Origin of the sequence: Acinetobacter sp. XS-4, from assembly GCF_023920705.1 — a bacterium.
GTDB lineage: Bacteria > Pseudomonadota > Gammaproteobacteria > Pseudomonadales > Moraxellaceae > Acinetobacter.
Genome location: NZ_CP094657.1, coordinates 3,354,369 through 3,377,190 on the forward strand (window position 1 = coordinate 3,354,369; position 22,822 = coordinate 3,377,190).

Here is a 22,822-nt window from a genome sequence, read left to right on the forward strand (position 1 = left end):
CCCCTTTTTAATTTTCAAGATTAATCGAGAACCTCTTATGTCTAACAGCCATGTCGATGTCATTGTCTTAGGTGCAGGTGCTTCTGGACTCATGTTGGCTGCACATGCTGCTAAACGAGGGCGCTCGGTTTTAATTTTAGAAAAAGCCAATAAAATTGGTAAAAAGATTTTAATGTCAGGTGGCGGTAAGTGTAACTTTACCAATCTGTATGTCGAACCTGACAATTATATTTCTCATAATCCGCACTTCGTTATTTCTGCTCTGTCACGCTATAGCAACTGGGACTTTATCGGTTTGGTATGTGACTACAAAATTGCCTATGAAGAACGTAAACACGGACAATTATTTACGCTAAACGGCGCTAAAGAAATTTTAGAAATGCTTGTGAGTGAGTGTAATAAAACCAAAAATGTAGATATTCAAACCCATTGTGAAGTTGGACAAATTACGCCATTGGAAAAAGGTGGATTTTCACTAAACACCAATCAAGGACATTACACTTGTGATTCTTTAGTTATTGCCACTGGGGGGTTATCGATTCCCACATTAGGTGGTTCCGGTTTTGGCTATGAACTGGCACAAAAATTTGGACATCAAGTTTTTCCAACTCGCGCAGGTTTAGTTCCATTTACTTTTTCAGATCATATTAAAGAAGTGACCACACGCTTAAGTGGTAATGCTTTGGATGTGACGTTAAGCAACTCAAAAAATAGCTTTACTGAAGCATTATTATTTACCCATCGTGGTTTGAGTGGGCCAAGTTCTTTGCAGCTTTCAAACTATTGGAATTCAGGAGAAAGTTTTAAAATTGACTTCTTCCCTAGCCAAGATTTAGCAACCTATTTAAAAGATAAAAAGAAAGCACAGCCTAAAGTTTTATTACGTACTCTTCTTAATGAGTTTACTGCCAAAAGTATTATCCAAGAGTTACAACAACTCATCTGGTCTGAGCAAAGCGAAATAGCGATTGGCAATATCAGTGATGCACAACTAGATCATATTGCAGAGCAGTTACATGGCTTTGCAGTTAAACCGTCTGGAACAGAAGGATATCGTACCGCTGAAGTTACTTTAGGCGGAATAGATACAACTGAAGTATCTTCTAAAACCATGGAAAGTAAAAAGCAGAAAGGACTGTTTTTTGTTGGAGAAGTGCTCGATGTCACTGGCCATTTAGGGGGCTACAACTTCCAGTGGGCTTGGTCTTCTGCCTATGCTGCTGCCCAATATGTATAAGCTAATTTGAGTTTTTCGAACTACTTGATGCGTTCTGTGAATCTTGTGACTGAGAAGTAGTCTGTTTTGAGCTTTCCGACTTACTAAATACAAATTTATAAGCACTTGCTAAAAAACCCACCGTAATTCCGGCAATGACAATCGGTGCTAAAAAACGACCTGGTTTCTTCATCGTATTTTCCTCACTTATTTGTTTTTATAACGGCCAAAAAGAACGACCACTCAATATAGAGTGGTCGAACTTATCACAAAAATCAAAGATTTTTTGTACTGTTTATCTGAAATTCAATTTAACTCCCTTAAATTTCATCATTTTCGCCTGTAGAACCAAACGGTTTATTTACAGGAGGGTGCGCTGGATTCACCTGTACAGAATCCGCTGGTTTTGCATCAGATGGAGCTGCTGATGGTGGAGTTGTTGGCGTAGATGTAGTTGGAGCCGCACTACTCGTACTAGAAGGTGGTTGATAAAGAGGATTTGGTTGATTCGCTTCTTTTTTCGCTTTATCAAGCAAATCAGTTAAAAGTCGTTCTGCTGGTTGACGACCACCTAAACCAAATGCAAGAGCGAAAGCCACTGCAACCGCACCTAGAGTCAAACCAAATGCAAGATTAACGATTGAATCCGCAATACCCATCGCTCTTAGACCAAGCGCAAGTACAAGACCAATAATTAAAACACGAACTAAACTAGCTAACCAACGCGAGCTATTATATTCACCACGTTGAACTACATTCGCTACAACATTCGCTAGCCAGAAACCAATCACTAGAATTACAGCACCCAATAGAATGTTTGCACCGAAATGGATAAACATTGCAATTAGACCACTGATTTGGTCGAAGCCAAGACGGTCCGCTGCTTCAGATACTGCAAAAAGCATCGTAAAGAATACGATTAGGCAACCGACAGCACTAGAAACTTTAGTTTGGCCTAAAAATCGTTGTACATCTAATTTGGCAGGAATTTCATCAACACCTGTACCTGCAATTAACTCTGCAACCAAACGTCCAACAAAACGAGAAACAATATAGGCAACCAATAAAATTAAACCAGCCGCAATAATGTTTGGAATTGCTTGCAAGATTTCATTCAACATTGCTGTCGCAGGCTGAGAAATTGTCTCAATCCCTAGAGCTTCGAACGCTACAATTAATGTGGTAATGATAATGATGGCAAAAACAAATGAACCTAAGAATTTGCCTACATTAGAACTTTTGAAAAGACCAATTTTTTCCGCTTGGGCCTGAACACCTAAGCTATTAATTAAACCTTCAACAATACCGCGTACAATTTTTGCCAAGATATAACCAACAAAAACGATAACGCCCGCAATAAAGATATTTGGTAAGAAAGCTACTGCTTCATTTACCATATTCTGAACTGGAATGAGTAAGCCTGTTAGTCCTAAGATTGAAAGAACAATTGGAAGGAAAAGTAACAATACAAGCCAGTAAAGAATTTCACCAATATTTTGGCTAATTCCACCTACACCGACTTCATTACTTAATTTATCGTCGAGTTGGGTTCTGGATAAAACATTGGTAATCCCTGCCCGCACCAGTCGAGCAACGATCCAACCAATAAAACCCACCACCACAGCAGCAATAATATTTGGAATGTAGACAAGTACCTGATTCACCATATTGCTGAATGGGCCACTCACTCCACTAATGTTGAGCACATTTAGAGCGGCGACAACAGCTAAGATCAAAATAAACCAGAATACAACCTTGGAAATCAGGCCTTCAATATTTGGTGCTCGGCCAGTAGCTGAAGATAGTTTGGCATTAGTATTTACTTTTTGTAGAAGCTTTTTTACACCTGCCGCTACTAATAATGCAATTATCCAACCCACTAATAAGATCACTATTGCAGCCAGAATAGGATGAAACTGATCCCAGTAATACATCGCATCAAATTGAGCGCCGCGAGGCCCATCAAAAAATTCATTCATATTGTTATGTCCTCAATTGTTCTGTTCTTTTCAGTGTTATCTCTAGGAAACACCATTCGTTGTAAAAAATGACGATGAATGCGGTCTATCTCACATTATGTTTTGAATATTTTCTAATCAACACACTTCTGCACAAATACAACAAATTGATGCAAAAGGTTGCAAAAAAGCCTTCAGGTTTACACCTAAAGGCTTGATATCAAGATAAACTGATTCGCTTATTACCCTCTATAGGTCTTTAAATTCAAATCAGAACTACCCTTAATTACATGTGGTGTGGTCTCATTTTGAAAAGCGCCTTCTTGTTTAGGAGTCTGGTTGTGGTCAGTAACCATATAGACAATAAGCGCAAGAAGAAAAAGCCCAACAATAATTAAAATATAAACTGGCAGTCTTCTTTTTTTCGCAGTTTCTTCAGGACTCGTCACATGAGGTGGTTTTGAAAAGTCATGCATCTTCTTTCCCCTCTTCTATTATCATTAACTTTATATTCATCATAGCAATTTGCTTTGTTGCATTGTGTGAAAAAGCATTATTGGAAGGTGTCTGTAGTTGCAAAACTCTACTTTTAAAATAATAAAAACAGTATAAAATTTGCACAAATTAATTTAGACAATTAAAAATAATTTCTCGTTATTCACGAACTTCGTCTATGCCCCATTTGTAATACAATATGTTTTAGCGCTTACTTTTTAGAAAATAGGCTATAATAAGCCCCCTTGTTTTAAAGCTGCTCTATTTTATGATGTATCGTCAGCAAAACGTAACTCTTGATCTCGACACTGACGTCACACATCAATGTTATATACACCAGACGAGAGATGAACATCTGATTGGTATTATTGAATTTAATAAGCCAAGCTATGAACTCAAATGGGGTGATCTGGAATATTTTCGTCGTCGCACTGAAGAGTTTTCAGTGATGCCATTTCCTGACTGCATTAATGCCATGATTGTTGATATTCGTAATATCAATATTTTTCTGGACAATGAAGTTCCAATTTTACCTTGGCGTTTACTTGAAGAAGACTGCCCTGTTCGCTTAGTTGTTCCCCAAGACCGTTTAGAACATTATGCAGGTCTTTTTGAACCAACTTGGCTTTCAAGCGATGTAGACAGTGCTATTTCCGAAATTCGTGAATTTATGGATATGTTTGTCCATTAATAAACATATCCATAAAAATAATTTTAAAGTTCTTTCAATTGTCGTTTGTTACCAGTAATTTTCTACTGCAATATTTCCTTCACCACGACGATTCATCGTCAAACCACGGCGCTTTAAAGCCTCTTTTGTGTCATCTACCATTTCTGGGTTTCCACAAAGCATAACATGGCTTGTTACAGGGCTTAATTCGATACCAGCAACTTTTTCTAATTCACCGTTTTCAATCAAAACTGGCAAACGATCATGTAACTGTGCTGATGGATCACGAGTAATAATTGAAATAAATTTAAAACCGACGTGCCCTTCACCAAAAGTTTCAGCAATCTCTTGAATACGATCGGCATAAGCTAATTCAGCGGCTGTACGCACACTGTAAACCAAATTGATCTTTTGATATTTAGACCATGTATCGAAGTCTTGCAGCATCGACAAAAACGGCGCCAAGCCAGTACCCGTTGCTAATAACCATAGATCATGCGGTAAAGGCTGCTGATAGCGAGCTAAAGTAAGATAACCGTAAGGTATTTTTTCTAAGTAAAGCTCATCATCTACCTTCAAATGTTGAAGATTCGAGGTAAATGCACCGTCAGGCACCACAATTGAGAAAAATTCTAGCGTTTCATCAAATGGAGACGACACCACCGAATAGGCACGAACAACAAGTTCATCTCCAACTTTCAGTCCAATACGCGCAAATTGCCCAGCCGTAAATTTAAAATGTGCGGGGCGAGTCATCGTGAAACTAAAAAGAGTTGGAGTCCAGCGGTGTACAGATAAAACTTTTTCTACGCTAAATTTTTCAATTGACATGATTTCAACGTGGCATGAAATAGTGCGCTCATGTTAGCATGACAGCCGAAATAATGAATACTTTTAAACGTTAAGGCTTTTTAAACATGCGCATGACATTACGCCAGTTGGCTGTTTTTGTAGCAGTCGCTCAAGAAGGAACTGTCACCAAAGCCAGTGATGCGGTCAGACTGACGCAAAGTGCAGCAAGTATGGCTTTAGCCGATTTAGAGGATGGTCTTGGTGCTCCTCTATTTGATCGTTTAGGTAAACGACTACAACTCAATGATCTTGGTCGCTTTCTATTGCCTCAAGCGCTAGAAATATTAGGTCGCTGTGAAGCTTTTGAGCAAGCTGCAAAAGGTGAGTTACAAAGCATTGATTTACGCATTGGGGCAACTCTAACGATCAGTGATTATCTCATGCCAGATTTAATGGCAAACTTTTTACAGTATCATCCTAAGGCACACCTACAATTACAAGTAGGCAACACACGCCAAATGATTGAAGCAGTCAATCAGTTTCAGCTTGATTTGGCATTAATTGAAGGCTCGTGTCACCTGCCTCAACTTCAATGTATTCACTGGCGAGATGATGAGCTTGCAGTATGCTGCTCCCCTAGTCACCCTCTAGCACGTTTAAATCGACCTTTAACAGCGAATGATTTTTATCAAGTTGAATGGATTTTACGTGAAGAAGGTTCCGGAACTCGTGAAGTGTTTGATAATGCTATTTTACAAGACCTCCCAGACGCTAATATTCGCCTAACCTTAGGTCACAATGAAGCAATCTTGAAAATCGTTGCTGGTGGTTTAGGAATGTCTTGTATCTCTAAACTCGCTATTGAACCTTTAATTGAAAAAGGACAACTCGTTATTTTAGATACACCTTTCTGGCAACTTACTCGCCCACTTTACATGTTGGTACACCGTCAAAAATACCAAGGCCCTGGCCTAAAAGCATTCTTACAATTCTGTGAAGATCAGGTTTAAGACCTGATCTTCTAGTACCATCTTGAGTCATTCTCGCAAGGCTCACCATTTTATTATTTATTGCTTAAGACAATTAAGGGAAGCTTACACCTCCCTTAATTTTGTATTACTTACCTGTTCCAAACATTATCAATAATCATCCCTATCCGTCACAGCTAAGCTCGATATCAAGCTAGCCTTGAAGATTGAGAATCACTATTAACGTCGAAAATGTGATAACAACTCTGACGTAATCGCGTTATTATGATCAGCGATTTTATTCTTTTTTGTTTTAGCCGGATTAGGATCGATACGCTCAATCTTGATAGCCTTAAATTTCCCCTGATTATCTGCCGCAAGAAATCTAACTTTTTCATTTCTTTTCGGTTCACCTTCTGATGCAGGGAAATCCGAAATATGAAAGAAAATATCTCCTTCAGCCGTTCCAATAAAACCAAATCCTTTTTCAGGATCATATTGTTTAACTTTTCCGGTATAAAACTCTTGCTTCATGATCTTTACCCTACTTTTTCAATACTGTGATTACAGCAGAAAATTAAAAAGAGACTTTCAATCCGCCTTCAAAACTTTACGGTTTGATTAAGTCTCTTTTTATCTTTATTTTAAAAACTAGTCTTTTTGGACACTACCAAAAATTTTATCGCCCGCATCACCTAGACCAGGAACAATATAGCCTTGTTCATTTAAGCCATTATCAATAGATGCTGTATAAATCTGTACATCAGGATGAGCGGCTTCAACTTTAGCAACACCTTCTGGAGCAGCAACTAATACCATAACACGTATATCTTTACAGCCACTCGCCTTTAACACATCAATGGCAGCAACTAATGAATTACCAGTTGCCAACATTGGATCGATAATCATTGCAAGACGATTAGCAACGTCTGGAACTAATTTTTTATAGTAAGTACGAACTTCTAATGTTTCTTCATTACGCTCAAGACCTAAAACACTCACTTTTGCACTTGGAATCAGATTAAGTACACCATCCAGCATACCAATGCCTGCACGTAAAATCGGTACAATCGTTATTTTTTTACCAGCAATACGCTGTGTAGTAACAGTTCCAGCCCATCCATTAATTTCACAATCCACAACTGGTAAATCTTTTGTTGCTTCATAAGTCAACAACATAGTCACTTCCTGAGCAAGCTCACGGAAATTCTTAGTACTGATGTCAGAACGACGTAACAAACCTAATTTATGACGAATAAGTGGGTGACGAATTTCTTGAATGGCCACAGATGTTACCTAAAAATATATAAACGTATTTATTATAATCTTTTTTTAATGCTCAATAAAAAAAAGCCTCCATATTTGGAGGCTTTTTTGTACACTAGAATTAATGTTGTTGTGAAAGCATGAAATGTAACGGAGATAAAATTTCTGCTTTTAATGCCAAATTAATCATTGGATCTGGGTAAACACCCAAAATAATAACTAATGCAGCAGCAGCCAATACCATTAAACCACCTACTTTTTGACCCCAATGAGCATCTGCATCAATACGAGGAGTTTCTGGTGGTGTCATATACATTACAACCATCACACGTAAGTAATAGTACAAACCAATACCACTACCCACAATAATCATTGCAGCTAAGAACCAGTGCTGAGTTGTTACAGCAGCCATTACAACCAAGAACTTACCAATGAAGCCTGCTGTTAATGGAATACCAGCCAAAGATAACATCATGACTGTTAAAGTTGCTGTAAGTACTGGACGACGCCAGAACAAACCACGGTAGTCTGCAAGACTTTGTGCTTCATCTACGTTGTTATATGGGCTAGACATTAACGCTACCGCACCAAAAGCACCGATAGTTGTTAATACATAAGACACCACATATACAGTTACGCTACCCAAGCTCGCATAAGTCATACTAATTAAAGCAATTAACAAATAACCAAAATGAGCAATAGATGAATAACCAAGAATACGTTTTAAGTTAACTTGACGAACAGCGAGTAAGTTACCAACTAAAATCGACAATACTGCAATGATTGTCAAAATAGTGACTAACGAATCCACCATAATTGCGCCTGAAGCAAGCATATAACGCACGAACAAACCAATTGTTGCAACTTTAGCAGCAGTCGCCAAGAAAGTTGCCATTGGCGCTGGCGCACCTGCATACACATCTGGTGTCCATTTATGGAACGGTGCAAGCGATAATTTAAACGCAACAGCAAAGATAATGAGTGCTAAACCTAATAACACCATTGGCTGTTTGATTGCGCCAAATAAAGCCTGTACAGAATCATAGAATGACAGTGAACCAGTATATGCATAGATGTATGCCATACCCATCAACAACATTGCAGAAGCTGTCGCTGAAAGTACAAGGTATTTAATACCAGCTTCAAGTGAACTACTACGTTGGTAAGTATAAGCAAGTAAGCCGTATACAGGAATCGACATTAACTCAAGGCTAATGAAGAACGATGCATAATGAGAACTTGCAACCATCAACATTGCACCTGCTACTGAAGCAAGTAACAAAAGATAGAGTTCTTCGCGGTTGTCTTTATAGGTTTCGATGTAAGCGTGAGACAAAGTACAACAAGCCAATGCCGCAATCAAAATCATAAATTGATAGAACATGGTAAATGGATCAACCATAAACATGCCCATCACATTTGCCGGTACAAACTTACCGCCAAATACTGCAAATAAAATATAAAGTGCAGCGAGGTTTAAACCAACAACAGAAGCTGTTGCGATTAAATTATGATTACGCTTAATTGAAATTAACAGCATGACGACGATTGTTGTCAAAGCAACAATCATCACCGGAGCTAAAGGCATAAGCGTAGCAAGTGATACTGTGAAGTTCATGATTATTGGATCTCCACATGGTCAAGTTGAGTAGCTGTTTGCTGAACAGTTTCAACGACTTCTTGAACTGGCATATAACTATTTACAAACCACTGCATGCTTGAATGAGATACATCCAAGAATGTTTGTGGGTAGATACCAAGCCAAACGAGACCAATCGCACAAATCATCAAAATACCAACTTCACGAGCAGATAAGTCTTTTAGTGGACTAGTGTAGTGTTGCTTTTGTTCAGGATTTGGTTCACCAAATAAAGTACGGTGAACCAAAATCAAGCCGTATAAGCCTGCAAATACAAGGCTGATAGAAGCAAGAATCGTGAATACAGGATATTTATTGAATGAACCCATCAAGATCAGGAATTCACCGATAAAGTTACCCAAACCTGGCACGCCTACAAGAGCAGCCACGAAGAACATCAAGAAAAATGGCAAGTACTGAAGCTGGCCACGAAGACCACCCATTAAACGTAAATCACGTGTATGTAAACGTTCGTAGATTTGACCAGACATAATGAACAATGCAGCTGATGACAAACCGTGTGCCAACATCATGATCATTAAACCTTGGAAGGTCAAAATGTTACCTGCGTAGATCGCAAGTAAAATAAAGCCCATGTGTGAAATCGACGTGTACGCAAGTAAACGTTTCATGTCAGTTTGCTGGTAAGCACACCATGCGCCGTAGAAAATACCAATCAAACCGAAAATAATCGCAATGTCTGCAAACTGTGCAGAAGCTGTCGGGAAGAATGGAATAACAAAACGAAGCAAGCCATACGCAGCTGTTTTAATCAAGATACCTGCTAAGTCTACAGAACCTGCTGTAGGTGCTTGAGCATGTGCATCTGGTAACCAACCGTGTAATGGGAATACTGGTAACTTCACCGCAAAACCGATGAAGAAACAGATCATGAAACCATACGCTAAGCTAGGAGGTAAGTGATTAGCTACAGCTAATAAATAGTTGTAATCGAAACCGATCATTCCGGTCATCATGTAGCCATAAACTACAAGACCAAGAATACCGATTAACATCACTAAACCAGCGATTTGCGTGTAAAGGAAGAACTTAGTAGCTGCGTAAACACGTGAACGACCGTTTGAACCTTTATGACCCCATAACGCAATCAGGAAGTAGATTGGTACAAGCATCATCTCCCAGAAGAAGAAGAACAAGAATAGGTCAATCGCTAAGAATACACCGATAACACCACCTAAACTCCATAAGAGGTTTAAGTGGAAGAAACCAACGTTCTTTTGAATTTCGCCCCATGAACAACCAACAGCAAGTACACCAAGTAATGCTGTTAGTAAAACCATGAGTAAAGATAAACCATCCACAGCTAAGTGAATGCCGATACCGAGTGATTGAATCCACGGTAAATAGAACTCAGCAGACCAAGTTGGGATTTTTGAACCCATCTCATAGCTATAAGTTCCACTTTGCCAAAGTGCAAGACCTAAGCCCAAAGTAATGAGCATACCAATTAAGGCAATCCAGCGTGGCAAGGTTTTGTCGAGCTTATCGACTAACCAACAAATAAAACCAGCAATGAACGGAACAAGGATCAGCGCGGGTAAAATTAAATTGTTTTCCATTTTATTTCCCCACTACCTGAATAACGATCAAGATCATCAATAACACCACTACACCGAGTGACATACTTGATGCGTATTCACGCAATGAACCGGTTTGACGTGAGCTTGTAAAACTGTTTCCGCCTTTAACAAGTGCAGGAAGAACTAACCACAAACTGTCAATCGGGTCACGGCCAAAGATTTTGGCGAAGAACAAATAAGGTTTAACAAAAACGATGTCATACAATGCATCAAAACCAAAAGCGGTACGGCAAATATGTGCCAAACCTGAACCCAAACTTGTTTGAGCGAATGATTTCACTGCACCATAAGCAAATGTAAATAATGCTATACCAACAACTAGACCAACTAGCGCAATTCCTACTGCTAAATGCTCTGCCCCATGCATGCCTTCAACAAATTGTTCAGCCACATGGAATTCAGGAATTTTTGCAGTATTAAGAATACCAGCTACAGGCGCTTTTAATACGGCACCAACAAAAGTAGACAGTACAGCTAAAATGCCCAATGGAGCCCAGTAAGTTGCACCTTTAATTTCATGGTAAGGCGTGTTTTCTTGACCAAAGAATACAACCCAGATTAAACGGAATGTATAGATTGAAGTCAGGAATGCACCAGCTACACCCACCCAATATAAGGTGTGATATAGAGCAACTGATTGGCCTTGTACCCAAACTTCACCAAGAATCGCATCTTTAGAGAAGAAGCCTATGGTCAAGAATGGAATCGCTGCTAATGCACCGCCACCAATCGCAAAACAAGCAAACAGGAATTTGTTACGTTTGAACAAGCCACCCATTTTGAAGATGTTTTGCTCGTGGTGGTAAGCCAGAATCACCGCACCAGAAGACAAGAATAATAATGCCTTAAAGAATGCGTGAGCCAACATATGGAATAAGCCAGCTTGATAAGCTTCCGCACCTACAGCCATGAACATATAACCCAACTGACTCATTGTTGAGTAAGCCAAGATACGTTTGATGTCTGTTTGAACGAGTGCAGCAAAACCTGCAACTAACAAAGTCACAGCACCTGTTACCGAAATGAATTGCATCACTTCAGGCGCAAGTTCGAATACGCTGAATAGACGGCAGCATAAGTACACACCAGCCGTTACCATTGTTGCAGCATGGATTAATGCAGAAACAGGTGTTGGACCTGCCATTGCATCTGCCAACCATGTTTGCAATGGAATTTGCGCAGATTTACCAGCAGCACCCAAGAACAACATTAATGCAGTCCAGATCGTAAGAGACGAACTCTTCGTCATTACTTCTGCTGCGTGTTCAACGATGTACTGAGTATTCAGCGTACCAAATTGTTGGTAAAGCAAGAATAAAGCGATAAGTAAGAATACGTCACCTACGCGGGTAACTGTAAATGCTTTGATCGCAGCCCAACCATTTGCAGGGTTTGCATAATAGAAACCGATAAGCAAATAAGAGCAAAGACCTACGCCTTCCCAACCTAAGAATAACAACGCTAAGTTGTCGCCCAGTACAAGCACAAGCATGCTGGCAACAAACAGGTTGAAATAAGAGAAGAAACGAGCATAACCTTCTTCACCGCGCATGTACCATGATGCAAAGATGTGGATTAAGAAACCAACCCCCGTCACCATGCCCATCATGAGTAAAGATAAGCCATCTAAATGTAAGCTAATGCCCGGTGCAAAACCACCAACATTGAACCAAGTCCACAGATTTTGAACAAAGACTTGCTGACCACTCGTGGTAAATGCCATTCCAGCAATCAGTGCAAATAATGCAGATAAACCTACAGAACCCACACCAATAATTGCTGCAACATTTTCAGAGAGTTTGTCTCGTCCTGCCGCCAATAAAATAAAACCGATTAGCGGAAATAATACTGTTAGATATAAATAACTCATCCGCGCATCTCACTAGCAGCATCCACATCCAAATGATGGAAGCGATGATAGAACTGAAGGACAATCGCAAGACCGATACATGCCTCTGCTGCTGCAAGGGTCAAAATCAGAATGAACATCACTTGTCCATCTGGTTGTGCCCATACGCTACCCGCAAGAACAAATGCCAATGCAGCAGCATTCATCATGACCTCAAGGCTCATTAACATAAATAATAGGTTGCGTCGCACCATTACACCGTAAAAACCGAGTGCAAAAAGGATGGTTGCAACAATCAAACCATGTTCTAAAGGAATCTGGCCCATTATTCTTTTTCCTCTTCTGCACCTGGTTCACGTTTACCTAAGTGGTATGCTGCAACAAGGGCTGCTAGCAATAACATCGCGGCAACTTCAACCAATAATAAATAGTGAGTAAAGAGTGCTTGACCAACTACTTTTGGTCCAATCACTTGTGCCCCAAGTGGTGCTGAAATAGTGGTGTATTCACCGCCAAGCATCCAAACTAAAAGCAAGCCGAGTAAGAAACTCATGAGGGCCGGATATGCCCAAGCATCTGAAGAAAGCCATTTACGTTCTTGTTCAACGGTGTGTTGACCTAAGTTAAGCATCATCACAACGAATACAAACAGAACCATAATTGCTCCAGCATAGACGATGATTTCAAGAGCACCTGCAAAAGGCGCCCCCACGATCATGAAAATACCAGCAACAGCAAGCAATGAAACAATTAGACTAAGCAAAGCGTGTACAGGGTTCGTGTTAGTCACTACACGAACCGTAGAAACGATGGCCACGAGTGCCATCAAATAAAACGGCCACATCATGGTAATAGACTCCGTACATCGATTGGTGCACTTTCTTTTTGTGCTTGACCTTTCTCTTTACCGTTAATTGCCATACCCGTTACACGGTAGAAGTTGTAGTCTGGGTATTTTCCCGGACCTGAAATGAGTAAGTTTTCTTTCTCATAAACAAGGTCTTGACGTACATATTCACCAAGTTCGAAATCTGGTGTCATCTGAATCGCAGTGGTTGGACAAGCTTCTTCACACATACCGCAGAAAATACAGCGTGAAAAGTTAATACGGAAAAATTCCGGATACCAACGCCCATCTTCTGTTTCTGCTTTTTGTAGTGAGATACAGCCAACCGGACACGCAACCGCACATAGGTTACATGCCACACAACGCTCTTCCCCATCTGGGTCACGCGTCAACACAATACGACCACGAAAGCGTGGCGGTACAATCTGTTCAGCTGGTACTTCTGGATATAAAATCGTGTCACGTTTACGCGTTACATGGCTAAATACCATAAACAACGAACGTACAATCGATCCGAATCCAGCTAGAAATTTATACATTTTGTACTCCCTGCTGTCCTAGGCCTGATTCATCAGAATCACAGCACCAGTCACTAACAAGTTGACCAACGCCAATGGCAAACAAATTTTCCAACCAAAGTTCATGACTTGGTCATAACGTGGACGCATTAAAGAACCACGAGCCAAAACAAACATCATTACAAAGAATGCTGTTTTAATCACAAACCAGAATACTGGCGGAACAAATGGAATTTCTAAATTGAATGGTGCTAACCAGCCACCGAAGAATAAAGTTACGATCAATGCAGAAATAAGTACCACGTTGACATATTCAGCAACGAAGAACATACCCCATTTCATACCACCATATTCAACATGGTAACCTTCAGCCAATTCTTGTTCTGCTTCTGGTTGGTCAAATGGATGACGGTGAGTTACCGCAACACCAGCAACCACAAAAATCAAGAAACCTAAGAATTGTGGAATGACAAACCAAACATCGCGTTGTGCTTCAACAATTTCACGAAGGTTAAATGAGCCTGCAATTGCAACCACACCCATCAATGAAATACCCAAGAACACTTCATAAGAAATGGTTTGAGCAGCTGAACGTAAACCACCAAGCAATGAGTATTTGTTATTTGAAGCCCAGCCACCAAATAATACTGCATAGACTGCAATACCAGCCATTGCCATGAAGAACAACAAACCGATACTCATATCGGCAACACCCAGTGAAGGACTCACCGGGATTACCATGAATGAGAGAACCGCTGTTGCCATTGCAACAGCTGGTGCTAAACGGAATGTAAGTTTGTCAGCAAATTTTGGTGTCCAGTCTTCTTTGAACATGATCTTGAGCATGTCGGCAACGATCTGGAACATACCACCAGGACCAACACGGTTTGGACCATAACGGTCTTGCCACCAAGCAAGTAAACGACGTTCAATAAAAGACATCAACGCTGCAACTAAAACAACCACAAGCAAAATCACAACTGCTTGAACTACAGCGTAGGCGATTGGCCAGTTCTCAGCCCAAAGTGGCGTTTGACGTATAATTTCTTGATTCATGAATTACACTCCTAAAGCCACTGAAACAGGCTCAGCTAGTGACACCATTGGTGCTAAACCAACTGGGTAACCAATATAACCTGTAGGTAAATATTCAATTACTTGTACAGGCAAGCTCACTGTGGTTTCGCCTGCTTTTACTGTAATGCGTTGACCTTCTTGAAGGTTCAAACGAGTTGCATCTTGTTCGCCCACTGCAAACATAGCTTCTGGAATACGAGTTTCCATTGCAGGTGTTTTAATAGTGAATTCACCAGAACCAAAAATATGATGCATTGGTACTAAGCGGAAACTTTCAGGGTTTGCAACTACAGACACTGGAGCAACATAGCTACGTGCAGGACGTTTTGCCAAGCGATCGAATAAACGAACACCGGAATCACCACCTTTTAAGTGACCACCCACTTCATCTTGGTATTTGTTCCAAGATTGTGGAGAGTTCCAGCCCGGAGCCCATGCAAATGGTACTAATGATGATGCTTTTTGCGGACCAACATAACCTTCCATTGAGAATGTTAATGCTGAATCTGGATCGGTAGGCTGTTTCGGTTCATGAACTGATAACGGCGCACGCATTGCTGTACGACCTGAATAACGACGTGGTTCACGCGCAATTTTCAAACCATGTACACGGTAACCTGCATCAGGTGCCACATCTTGAATTGCTTCAAGTACTGGTACATTTTTCACGATGCTTTCAATCACATCATCAAGCAATGTCCAATCTACAGCCTTACCTTTAATGCCAGTTTCGATGGCATGTAACCAACGCCATGATTCTTTAATTGCATATTCAGGCTTGTAATAACTTGGATCGTAAACTTGATAGAAGCGTTGTGCACGACCTTCTTGGCTTACAACAGTACCGTCACCCTCTGCAAAGCTTGCTGCTGAAAGAACGATATCAGCTAGTTTCACAGTTTCAGTTTCACTGTGATCAAGCACGATTACTGTTTCAGCTTTATCTAGTGCAGCTTTTACTTGAGCAGCAGGTAAACGACGGAACAAGTCATTTTCAACAATAACCAGTGTGTCGTAGTCTTGAGCAAATGCTTGTTCAAGGCTTAAGCCTCCAAACAATGCCAAGCCCATAGAGTTCACTTCAGGAACCACAAGACTTAAACCAGCTTTAGAACCTAAGTTCTGAGTCAACTCAGCCGCAGCTTCCATAATAGAAGCATCTTGCAAACTTGTGCCCGCAATGATTAATGGTTTGTTTGCTGCTTTTAAAGTGTCGGCAATGGTTTGAGCAAATGCTTTTGCATCGTCATCTAAACCAGTTAATACGTCACCTTTCACTGCTGCTGCTACGGCAAAGCCTAAACGTGCAATATCATTTGGAGAAGCAACAACTTCACCAGTTGCAACGTCGGCAAGACGAGTTTGAGTTGCAGCCAAGATATAGATCGGAGATTTTGCTTCCTGACCAATACGTTGTAAAGGTTCAGCCAACCAATCTGGAGTACGTGTTTTCGCAGCCATTTCACGAGCTTTGTTTTTCGCAGCTTGGCGAACAGACAATGCCATACGTGGAGCAGTTTGAGTTAGATCTTCACCTAAAATCAGAACAGCATCGTAGCTTTCAATTTCACGCATGTTCGGGTTGTAAATACCCTCGGTTTGCATGATAGATGCAGCAAGTTCAACAAGTTTTTGCTCTTTTTGAGCAACACCAGTTGAGTAATTTGCCTGACCTACAAGCTCACGTAATGCATAGTTAGATTCCAAGCTTGCACGCGGAGAACCAATACCCAAAACTTTTTTGCCTTGAAGCTTTGCAATCGTTTGATCTAAAGCTTGATCGACAGAAACAGTTGCAACAGTTTCACCGTTACGGAATTGAGGCTGACGTGGACGGTCTGCACGGTTTACATAACCTGTGCCAAAACGACCTTTGTCACAAAGGAAGTACTGGTTAACCGAACCATTGAAACGGTTTTCTACGCGACGGATTTCACCATAACGTTCACCCGGAGAAATGTTACAACCCGAAGAACAGCCCTGACACACGCTTGGTGCATACTGCATATCCCATTTACGGTTATAACGCTCTGAATGAGTCTTATCAGTGAATACACCTGTTGGACATACTTCAGTCAAGTTACCTGAGAATTCAGATTCTAAAGTACCTGATTCTGGACGACCAAAGTAAACACGAGATGCATTGGCATACACACCAAAGTCTGTACCACCCGCATAATCTTTGTAGTAACGAACACAACGGTAACAAGCAATACAACGGTTCATTTCATGTGCAATGAATGAGCCGAGTTCTTGATTGTAATGCGTACGTTTTGTGAAGCGGTAACGACGACGGTCATGACCAGTCATTACCGTCATATCTTGTAAATGACAGTGACCACCCTCTTCACAGACTGGACAGTCGTGCGGGTGATTCGTCATCAAAAATTCAACAATAGATGCACGGAAATCCGTTGCTTCTTTGTCTTCAACTGAGATATAGGTATTGTCAGATGCTGGTGTCATGCAAGACATGACCAAACGACCACGCGTATCTTCTGGATTCGCATATTGCGTAACAGCACATTGACGGCAAGAACCAACCGAACCTAAGGATGGATGCCAACAAAAATATGGGATGTCGATGCCCAGACTCAAACATGCTTGTAGCAAGTTTTCCGAGCCGTTGACTTCATACGATTTTCCATCGACATGAATTGTAGCCATAGTCGAATTCCTTAAGCTTGTTCTACGTTGCTGGTTTGCACGACAGGACGAGTCGTCACTTTCGCTTCAAACTCACCACGGAAATGTTTGAGTGCGCCCATAAGCGGCTCCATCGCACCTGGTGCGTGGGCACAGAAAGTTTTACCGATCCATAATTTACGAGTCAATTCTTGTAAATGGTCGATATCTTCTTTCTTACCTTCGCCTGCTTCAAGTGCTTTAAGCGCTTTAACAGCCCATGGCAAACCATCACGACATGGTGTACAGAAACCACATGATTCACGTGCAAAGAACTCTTCTAAGTTACGAGTGAGCGATACCATGCATTGAGTTTCATCTACAACCATTAATAAACATGTTCCCAAACGAGAACCTGCTTTCATAATCGTGTCTGCATCCATTGGTAAATCAATGGTATCTGCTGGTAAAAAGTCAGTTGAAGCACCGCCTGGTAACCATGCTTTCAGCGTTAAGCCTTCTCGCATACCACCAGCATGATCTTCAATCACTTCACGCGCAGTTGTACCAAATGGTAATTCCCAAAGACCTGGGAATTTCACTTTACCTGAGGCACCATAAATTTTAGTGCCTGGGTCTTTTGATTTACCTGCTGATAAACCGATATACCACTCTGGACCACGAAGCATAATTGCTGGCAAGTTGTTATAAGTTTCAACGTTGTTCACAATTGTTGGACGGCCCCATGCTCCTGCAACTTGCGGGAACGGTGGCTTAGTACGAGGGTTAGCACGACGGCCTTCAAGCGAGTTAATTAATGCAGTTTCTTCACCACAGATATAACGCCCTGCACCCGTATGTACATGCAACTCAAAATTCCAGCCAGAACCTAAAATATTTTCGCCTAAATAACCTTTAGCACGAATCTGTTCTAGCGCTTCATTTAGATATTGAGCGGCCTCGATGTATTCACCACGGATAAAGATATAACCATGAGTCGCCTCTAAGGTATAACCCGCAATTAACATCCCTTCGATCAATTGATGTGGAAGTTTTTCCATCAACAAACGGTCTTTAAAGGTACCCGGTTCCATTTCATCGGCATTACAGATCAAATAACGTGGACCACCATCATTTGGTGCCATTAATGACCATTTAATACCCGCTGGGAAACCCGCACCACCACGACCTTTTACGGTTGCAGCTTTAATCACGTCTAACACTTCAGCAGGCTTCATGCTTAATGCTTTTTTAAAGCCAGCATAACCTTCAAGTGCTTCGTAATCATCAGCACCACGAACTTCGTCACGTTTACTTAAACGCCAAGTTAGTGGATGAGTTTCTGGATTACCGTCGCCATAAATTGGTTTTGGTTCAGTATTCATACATACTTCTCCAATAACTGTTTGACTGATGTCACTTCAACTAAACCGTGAGTATCTTCATCAATCATTAAAGTTGGGCCTTTGTCGCAGTTGCCTAGGCAGCAAATTGGAAGCAGCGTAAAACGACCATCTGCAGTCGTTTGACCAAACTGAATACCTAATTCGCGCTGGAATGCTTCAGCAAGTGTTTCTGCACCCATCAAGAAGCAAGCAATTGAGTCACAAAGCAAAATTACGTGACGACCTACCGGTTGGCGATAGATACGGTTGTAAAATGTTGCAACACCTTCCAAATCAGCAACACTCATCGACAATAACTGTGCGATGGCATTCATTTGAGCGTCATCTACCCAACCATTACGGCGCTGTACACACTTCAATGCATCCAAAGAGGCTGCACGAGGGTATGGATAGTGACCAATGTGATGTTCGATATCGTGAATTTCTTCCGCAGTCAAAATCCCTTCAACATTCACACGTGGTTTTTTATCAGTCAAAATCATCATTATGTGTTACCTCTTAGCGATCCACGTCAGCCATAACCACGTCAATGGTCGCCAGATAAATGATTAAGTCAGATACCAAACTTCCGTTAATCACTGCAGGCATTTGCTGTAAGTGAGTAAACGTCGGTGTACGAATACGAGTACGATAACTCATCGTCGCTTTATCTGAAGTCAAGTAGTACGTACTTGCGCCTTTAACCACTTCAGTCATAAATGATGACTCGCCCGCTGGCATGACAGGACCCCATGAAACGCTCAAGAAGTGCGTAATCAAGGTTTCAATATCTTGTAATGTCTTATCTTTCGGTGGTGGAACAGCCAATGGGTGATCCGCTTTATATGGACCAGAAGGCATGTTATCCAAACACTGTTGAATAATTTTTAACGACTCAGTAATTTCACGGAAGTGAACGAGTACACGTGCATATGCATCGCCTTCATACTCAACTGGCACATCAAAATCGAAGTTTTCATAGCCACTGTATGGACGATATTTACGAACGTCAAAATCAATACCTGTTGCACGTAAACCAGTACCAGTTACACCCCATGCGAGTGCAGATTTGGCATCGTATTGTGCAACGTTACGCGTACGACCAATAAACACAGAGTTTTTCAATGCCGCTGTGTAATATTCATTTAAGCGCTTAGGCATCCACTCTAGCAATTCTTTAACAAGTTTTTGCCAGTTGTTTGGAAGATCGTGTGCTGTACCACCAATACGGAACCATGCTGGATGCATACGGTAACCCGTGATTGCTTCAACAATGTCGTAAACTTTTTGACGGTCTGCAAACATATAGAATACTGGTGTCATACCACCGGCATCCTGAATTGCCGTACCACAGAACAACAAGTGGTTATTAATACGGAACAATTCGTTCAACATGACACGAATAACTTGCGCACGTTCAGGAACTTTAATGCCTGCCATTTGCTCTACAGCCATTACGTACGGCATGTTTTGAGCACAACCACCTAAGTAGTCGACACGGTCAGTATAAGGAATGAAAGAATGCCATGTTTGACGTTCAGCCATCTTTTCCACACCACGGTGGTGATAACCAATATCAGGAACACAGTCCTTCACTTCTTCGCCATCTAACTGCAATACAACACGGAACGCACCATGTGCAGATGGATGGTTAGGACCCAAGTTCAGGAACATGAAGTCTTCGTCAGCGTTACCACGCTTAAGACCCCAGTCTTCTGGAACAAAACGTAAGTGCTCTTGTTCAAAGTCTTGTTTCGCTTTGTCTTGCATGTACGGCGTATATTCCGTCGCACGTGCTGAATATTCTTTACGAAGCGGGTGACCTTCCCAATACGTTGGCAGCAAAATACGACGGAGCATTGGATGCCCTTCGAAATTAATACCGAACATATCGTAAGCTTCACGTTCATACCAGTTGGCATTTGGCCAGATATTGGTCGCTGTCGGAAGGTTAAGATCATTTTCGTTCAAGGCAACCTTGATACGAATGTCACTATTACGCTCAAGCGATAATAAATGATAGAACACAGTGAAGTCAGATGCTGGTAAACCATCACGATGAACACGTAAACGCTCATCCATCGCAGATAAGTCAAACAGCATTACATATGGGCGTTCCACTTTACGTAGGAACATAAGGACTTCTTGCACGCGTGCGCGCTCAACCCAGACTGTTGGAAACTCTTCAAAAGTCGCCTGCACGTAAAAGTTCTCACCAAATTTGGTTTTGAGTTCTTCTACGATTGCAAATGCTGGGCGTGAATCAACTGGTGTTGACTCTGGCATAGCAATGTCAGTTTCAGCCATTGGCTTGGCTTCCTATTTAATACAAATTCTGTCAATTTTCTCGATGAACATATCGGTTAGATATGTCAAAGCACCGTCAAAAAATTATTTAATCTCATCCATAGAGCGTAAGTTTTTAACGGCAATACGCTGCGCATTCTTACGGTCACGTTCTGGCATCATCTTTGGCTTATACACTGGCTGAAGATCATCACCGATCACGGCAGAAAGCGGGCGTCGCTCTAATTGAATCTGGTCTTGTAAAAGCATTAAAGCTTGAATTAATGCTTCAGGACGAGGTGGACAACCTGGGACGTACACGTCAACAGGAATAATTTTGTCTACACCTTGAACTACTGAATAGATGTCGTACATACCTCCAGAGTTTGCACAAGCACCCATCGAGATGACCCATTTAGGCTCTAACATCTGTTCATATAGACGCTGAATAACTGGTGCCATTTTTACGAAACAGGTCCCTGCAACAATCATCAAATCAGCTTGACGAGGTGAAGCACGGATAACCTCTGCGCCGAAACGTGACAAGTCATGCACACCTGTTAAGGTCGTTGCATACTCAACGTAACAACATGAGGTACCAAAGTTAAATGGCCACAAGGAGTTTTTACGCCCCCAGTTTACTGCTGTATGCAAGACATCCTCTAAACGAGTCATGAATACGTTTTTATTCACTTCCTCTTCTAGTGGATCTGTCACGATTTGACGTTCTTGCAATGGGTATTGATCAGCATCCGGATTCGCGCGGGTCAGAGTATATTTCATCCCGACTTACTCCTTTTCAGATGACAATGCAGGTGTAGTTTTTGACTTAACACGACCTGATGATTGAGCTGGAATCTGGCCTGTAGGGTCAGTTACGAGCTCTTCAATAGAGTTAAAGCGTGTAATTTCAGCAATGTTCATTGTTGGTGAACCGATTTTAATCGCCTCACCTGCTGATTTACGGCGATCTGCTGGTGACCAACTTAAAGCACCTACAGAGAAGGCATAAACAAGCGCAATCAATAAATCAACGACAAAGATCACGACAGTGGTATAGCCCAACCACCCTACTTCACGCACAGAAGTAGACCATGCATAGAGGTAAAGTGCCTCTAAGTCGAAGACAACAAAGAAAATTGCAACTAAATAGAACTTTGCAGACAGGCGAATGCGAGCGCCACCAGCACTCACGACACCCGATTCAAACTGCTCTTGCTTAGCACGCCCCCACGATTTCCCCCCGAGGAGTAAGGGAACTGTGAGCATAAAGACGCAAAGAAATGTAACGCCGATCACGAAGGCGATAATCGCCCAGTCGTATGGAGTAATGGCACTCATGCGGGGATAACTCCTGGCAGGCCTATTATTTAACAAAGAATGTATGTATTGGCCTTCAAATACACCAAACACAAAATTAATCCCGCCAATTGTACCTGATTTCTAATTTCGCATGCTAGTTGAAGCGTCTTAGTCTTTCGGATGATTTTCTTGGCAAAACTATTCTTCTATGGGTTGTAAGGGGGGTTTCACCGCACATAATCGGTTTATTTAATAGTTTTTTTGTTTATGATGATTTTTTTCATTTTTTAATTTTAGAATATTTACACAGTTCATCGACTATTAAGTT

The 22,822-nt window shown here is 41.3% G+C and carries 22 protein-coding genes; 3 read left to right on the plus strand and 19 right to left on the minus strand.

Features of this window, described 5'->3' with window-relative positions; translation table 11 throughout:
* Nucleotides 1-37 precede the first annotated feature (37 nt).
* Nucleotides 38-1,237, plus strand: a complete 1,200-nt coding sequence (locus tag MMY79_RS15580; protein ID WP_252610065.1) for an NAD(P)/FAD-dependent oxidoreductase — start codon at nucleotides 38-40, stop codon at nucleotides 1,235-1,237.
* Between the two features lies 1 nt (nucleotide 1,238).
* Here MMY79_RS15580 and MMY79_RS15585 read toward each other — a convergent pair whose 3' ends face one another.
* The 3 genes from MMY79_RS15585 to MMY79_RS15595 all read right to left on the minus strand — a co-directional run bounded on the left by MMY79_RS15585 (nucleotide 1,239) and on the right by MMY79_RS15595 (nucleotide 3,650).
* Nucleotides 1,239-1,409 carry a hypothetical protein gene (locus MMY79_RS15585; protein ID WP_252610067.1) on the minus strand — a complete coding sequence of 57 codons (171 nt, stop codon included), beginning with the start codon at nucleotides 1,407-1,409 and terminating at the stop codon, nucleotides 1,239-1,241.
* 127 nt (nucleotides 1,410-1,536) lie between these two features.
* Nucleotides 1,537-3,195, minus strand: coding sequence for a mechanosensitive ion channel (locus tag MMY79_RS15590; RefSeq protein WP_252610069.1), 1,659 nt, complete (start codon nucleotides 3,193-3,195; stop codon nucleotides 1,537-1,539).
* A 221-nt stretch (nucleotides 3,196-3,416) separates the two neighbouring features.
* Nucleotides 3,417-3,650 (minus strand): hypothetical protein, encoded by a 234-nt coding sequence (locus MMY79_RS15595; protein ID WP_252610071.1) that lies wholly within the window; start codon nucleotides 3,648-3,650, stop codon nucleotides 3,417-3,419.
* A 290-nt stretch (nucleotides 3,651-3,940) separates the two neighbouring features.
* Here MMY79_RS15595 and MMY79_RS15600 point away from each other — a divergent pair, with 290 nt between their 5' ends.
* Nucleotides 3,941-4,360 (plus strand): hypothetical protein, encoded by a 420-nt coding sequence (locus MMY79_RS15600; RefSeq protein WP_171056780.1) that lies wholly within the window; start codon nucleotides 3,941-3,943, stop codon nucleotides 4,358-4,360.
* Between the two features lie 48 nt (nucleotides 4,361-4,408).
* Here MMY79_RS15600 and MMY79_RS15605 read toward each other — a convergent pair whose 3' ends face one another.
* Nucleotides 4,409-5,170: a ferredoxin--NADP reductase gene (locus MMY79_RS15605; RefSeq protein WP_252610073.1), complete on the minus strand. Its 762-nt coding sequence runs from the start codon at nucleotides 5,168-5,170 to the stop codon at nucleotides 4,409-4,411.
* An 86-nt stretch (nucleotides 5,171-5,256) separates the two neighbouring features.
* Between MMY79_RS15605 and gigC the strand changes: the two genes are divergently transcribed.
* The gene (gene gigC, locus MMY79_RS15610; RefSeq protein ID WP_252610075.1) at nucleotides 5,257-6,141 is read left to right on the plus strand and encodes a LysR family transcriptional regulator GigC; all 885 of its coding nucleotides are present in this window, start codon (nucleotides 5,257-5,259) and stop codon (nucleotides 6,139-6,141) included.
* A gap of 198 nt (nucleotides 6,142-6,339) precedes the next feature.
* On the opposite strand, the gene MMY79_RS15615 is transcribed toward gigC, so the two are convergent.
* From MMY79_RS15615 to ndhC, 15 genes are all read right to left on the minus strand, one after another.
* On the minus strand, nucleotides 6,340-6,633 hold the full coding sequence (locus MMY79_RS15615; RefSeq protein WP_252610077.1) for a cold shock domain-containing protein: 294 nt from the start codon (nucleotides 6,631-6,633) through the stop codon (nucleotides 6,340-6,342).
* Nucleotides 6,634-6,750: 117 nt separating this feature from the next.
* Nucleotides 6,751-7,386: a uracil phosphoribosyltransferase gene (gene upp, locus MMY79_RS15620; RefSeq protein ID WP_003653460.1), complete on the minus strand. Its 636-nt coding sequence runs from the start codon at nucleotides 7,384-7,386 to the stop codon at nucleotides 6,751-6,753.
* Between the two features lie 100 nt (nucleotides 7,387-7,486).
* Complete coding sequence (gene nuoN / locus MMY79_RS15625) at nucleotides 7,487-8,983, minus strand: NADH-quinone oxidoreductase subunit NuoN (RefSeq protein WP_252610079.1); 1,497 nt, start codon at nucleotides 8,981-8,983, stop codon at nucleotides 7,487-7,489.
* A gap of 2 nt (nucleotides 8,984-8,985) precedes the next feature.
* Complete coding sequence (gene nuoM, locus MMY79_RS15630) at nucleotides 8,986-10,584, minus strand: NADH-quinone oxidoreductase subunit M (RefSeq protein WP_252610082.1); 1,599 nt, start codon at nucleotides 10,582-10,584, stop codon at nucleotides 8,986-8,988.
* Nucleotide 10,585: 1 nt separating this feature from the next.
* Nucleotides 10,586-12,475, minus strand: a complete 1,890-nt coding sequence (gene nuoL, locus MMY79_RS15635; protein WP_004794316.1) for an NADH-quinone oxidoreductase subunit L — start codon at nucleotides 12,473-12,475, stop codon at nucleotides 10,586-10,588.
* Nucleotides 12,472-12,780 carry an NADH-quinone oxidoreductase subunit NuoK gene (gene nuoK, locus MMY79_RS15640; protein ID WP_003653467.1) on the minus strand — a complete coding sequence of 103 codons (309 nt, stop codon included), beginning with the start codon at nucleotides 12,778-12,780 and terminating at the stop codon, nucleotides 12,472-12,474. Before nuoK ends, nuoL begins: the two co-directional genes overlap by 4 nt.
* Entirely contained in the window at nucleotides 12,780-13,298 is a 519-nt protein-coding gene (nuoJ, locus tag MMY79_RS15645; RefSeq protein WP_014205902.1) for an NADH-quinone oxidoreductase subunit J, read from the minus strand. The genes nuoK and nuoJ overlap by 1 nt, the downstream gene beginning before the upstream one ends.
* Nucleotides 13,298-13,840: an NADH-quinone oxidoreductase subunit NuoI gene (nuoI, locus tag MMY79_RS15650; RefSeq protein WP_174738674.1), complete on the minus strand. Its 543-nt coding sequence runs from the start codon at nucleotides 13,838-13,840 to the stop codon at nucleotides 13,298-13,300. The genes nuoJ and nuoI overlap by 1 nt, the downstream gene beginning before the upstream one ends.
* 18 nt (nucleotides 13,841-13,858) lie before the next feature.
* The gene (nuoH, locus tag MMY79_RS15655) at nucleotides 13,859-14,875 is read right to left on the minus strand and encodes an NADH-quinone oxidoreductase subunit NuoH (RefSeq protein WP_004703499.1); all 1,017 of its coding nucleotides are present in this window, start codon (nucleotides 14,873-14,875) and stop codon (nucleotides 13,859-13,861) included.
* 3 nt (nucleotides 14,876-14,878) lie between these two features.
* Nucleotides 14,879-17,563, minus strand: coding sequence for an NADH-quinone oxidoreductase subunit NuoG (nuoG, locus tag MMY79_RS15660; RefSeq protein WP_252610084.1), 2,685 nt, complete (start codon nucleotides 17,561-17,563; stop codon nucleotides 14,879-14,881).
* A gap of 11 nt (nucleotides 17,564-17,574) precedes the next feature.
* Entirely contained in the window at nucleotides 17,575-18,906 is a 1,332-nt protein-coding gene (nuoF, locus tag MMY79_RS15665; protein WP_252610086.1) for an NADH-quinone oxidoreductase subunit NuoF, read from the minus strand.
* On the minus strand, nucleotides 18,903-19,412 hold the full coding sequence (gene nuoE, locus MMY79_RS15670) for an NADH-quinone oxidoreductase subunit NuoE (protein ID WP_199968106.1): 510 nt from the start codon (nucleotides 19,410-19,412) through the stop codon (nucleotides 18,903-18,905). Before nuoE ends, nuoF begins: the two co-directional genes overlap by 4 nt.
* 13 nt (nucleotides 19,413-19,425) lie before the next feature.
* On the minus strand, nucleotides 19,426-21,213 hold the full coding sequence (nuoC, locus tag MMY79_RS15675; protein ID WP_144735482.1) for an NADH-quinone oxidoreductase subunit C/D: 1,788 nt from the start codon (nucleotides 21,211-21,213) through the stop codon (nucleotides 19,426-19,428).
* Nucleotides 21,214-21,297: 84 nt separating this feature from the next.
* Entirely contained in the window at nucleotides 21,298-21,975 is a 678-nt protein-coding gene (locus MMY79_RS15680) for an NADH-quinone oxidoreductase subunit B (RefSeq protein WP_002050353.1), read from the minus strand.
* 6 nt (nucleotides 21,976-21,981) lie between these two features.
* Complete coding sequence (gene ndhC, locus MMY79_RS15685) at nucleotides 21,982-22,533, minus strand: NADH-quinone oxidoreductase subunit A (protein WP_003653481.1); 552 nt, start codon at nucleotides 22,531-22,533, stop codon at nucleotides 21,982-21,984.
* Nucleotides 22,534-22,822 lie beyond the last annotated feature (289 nt).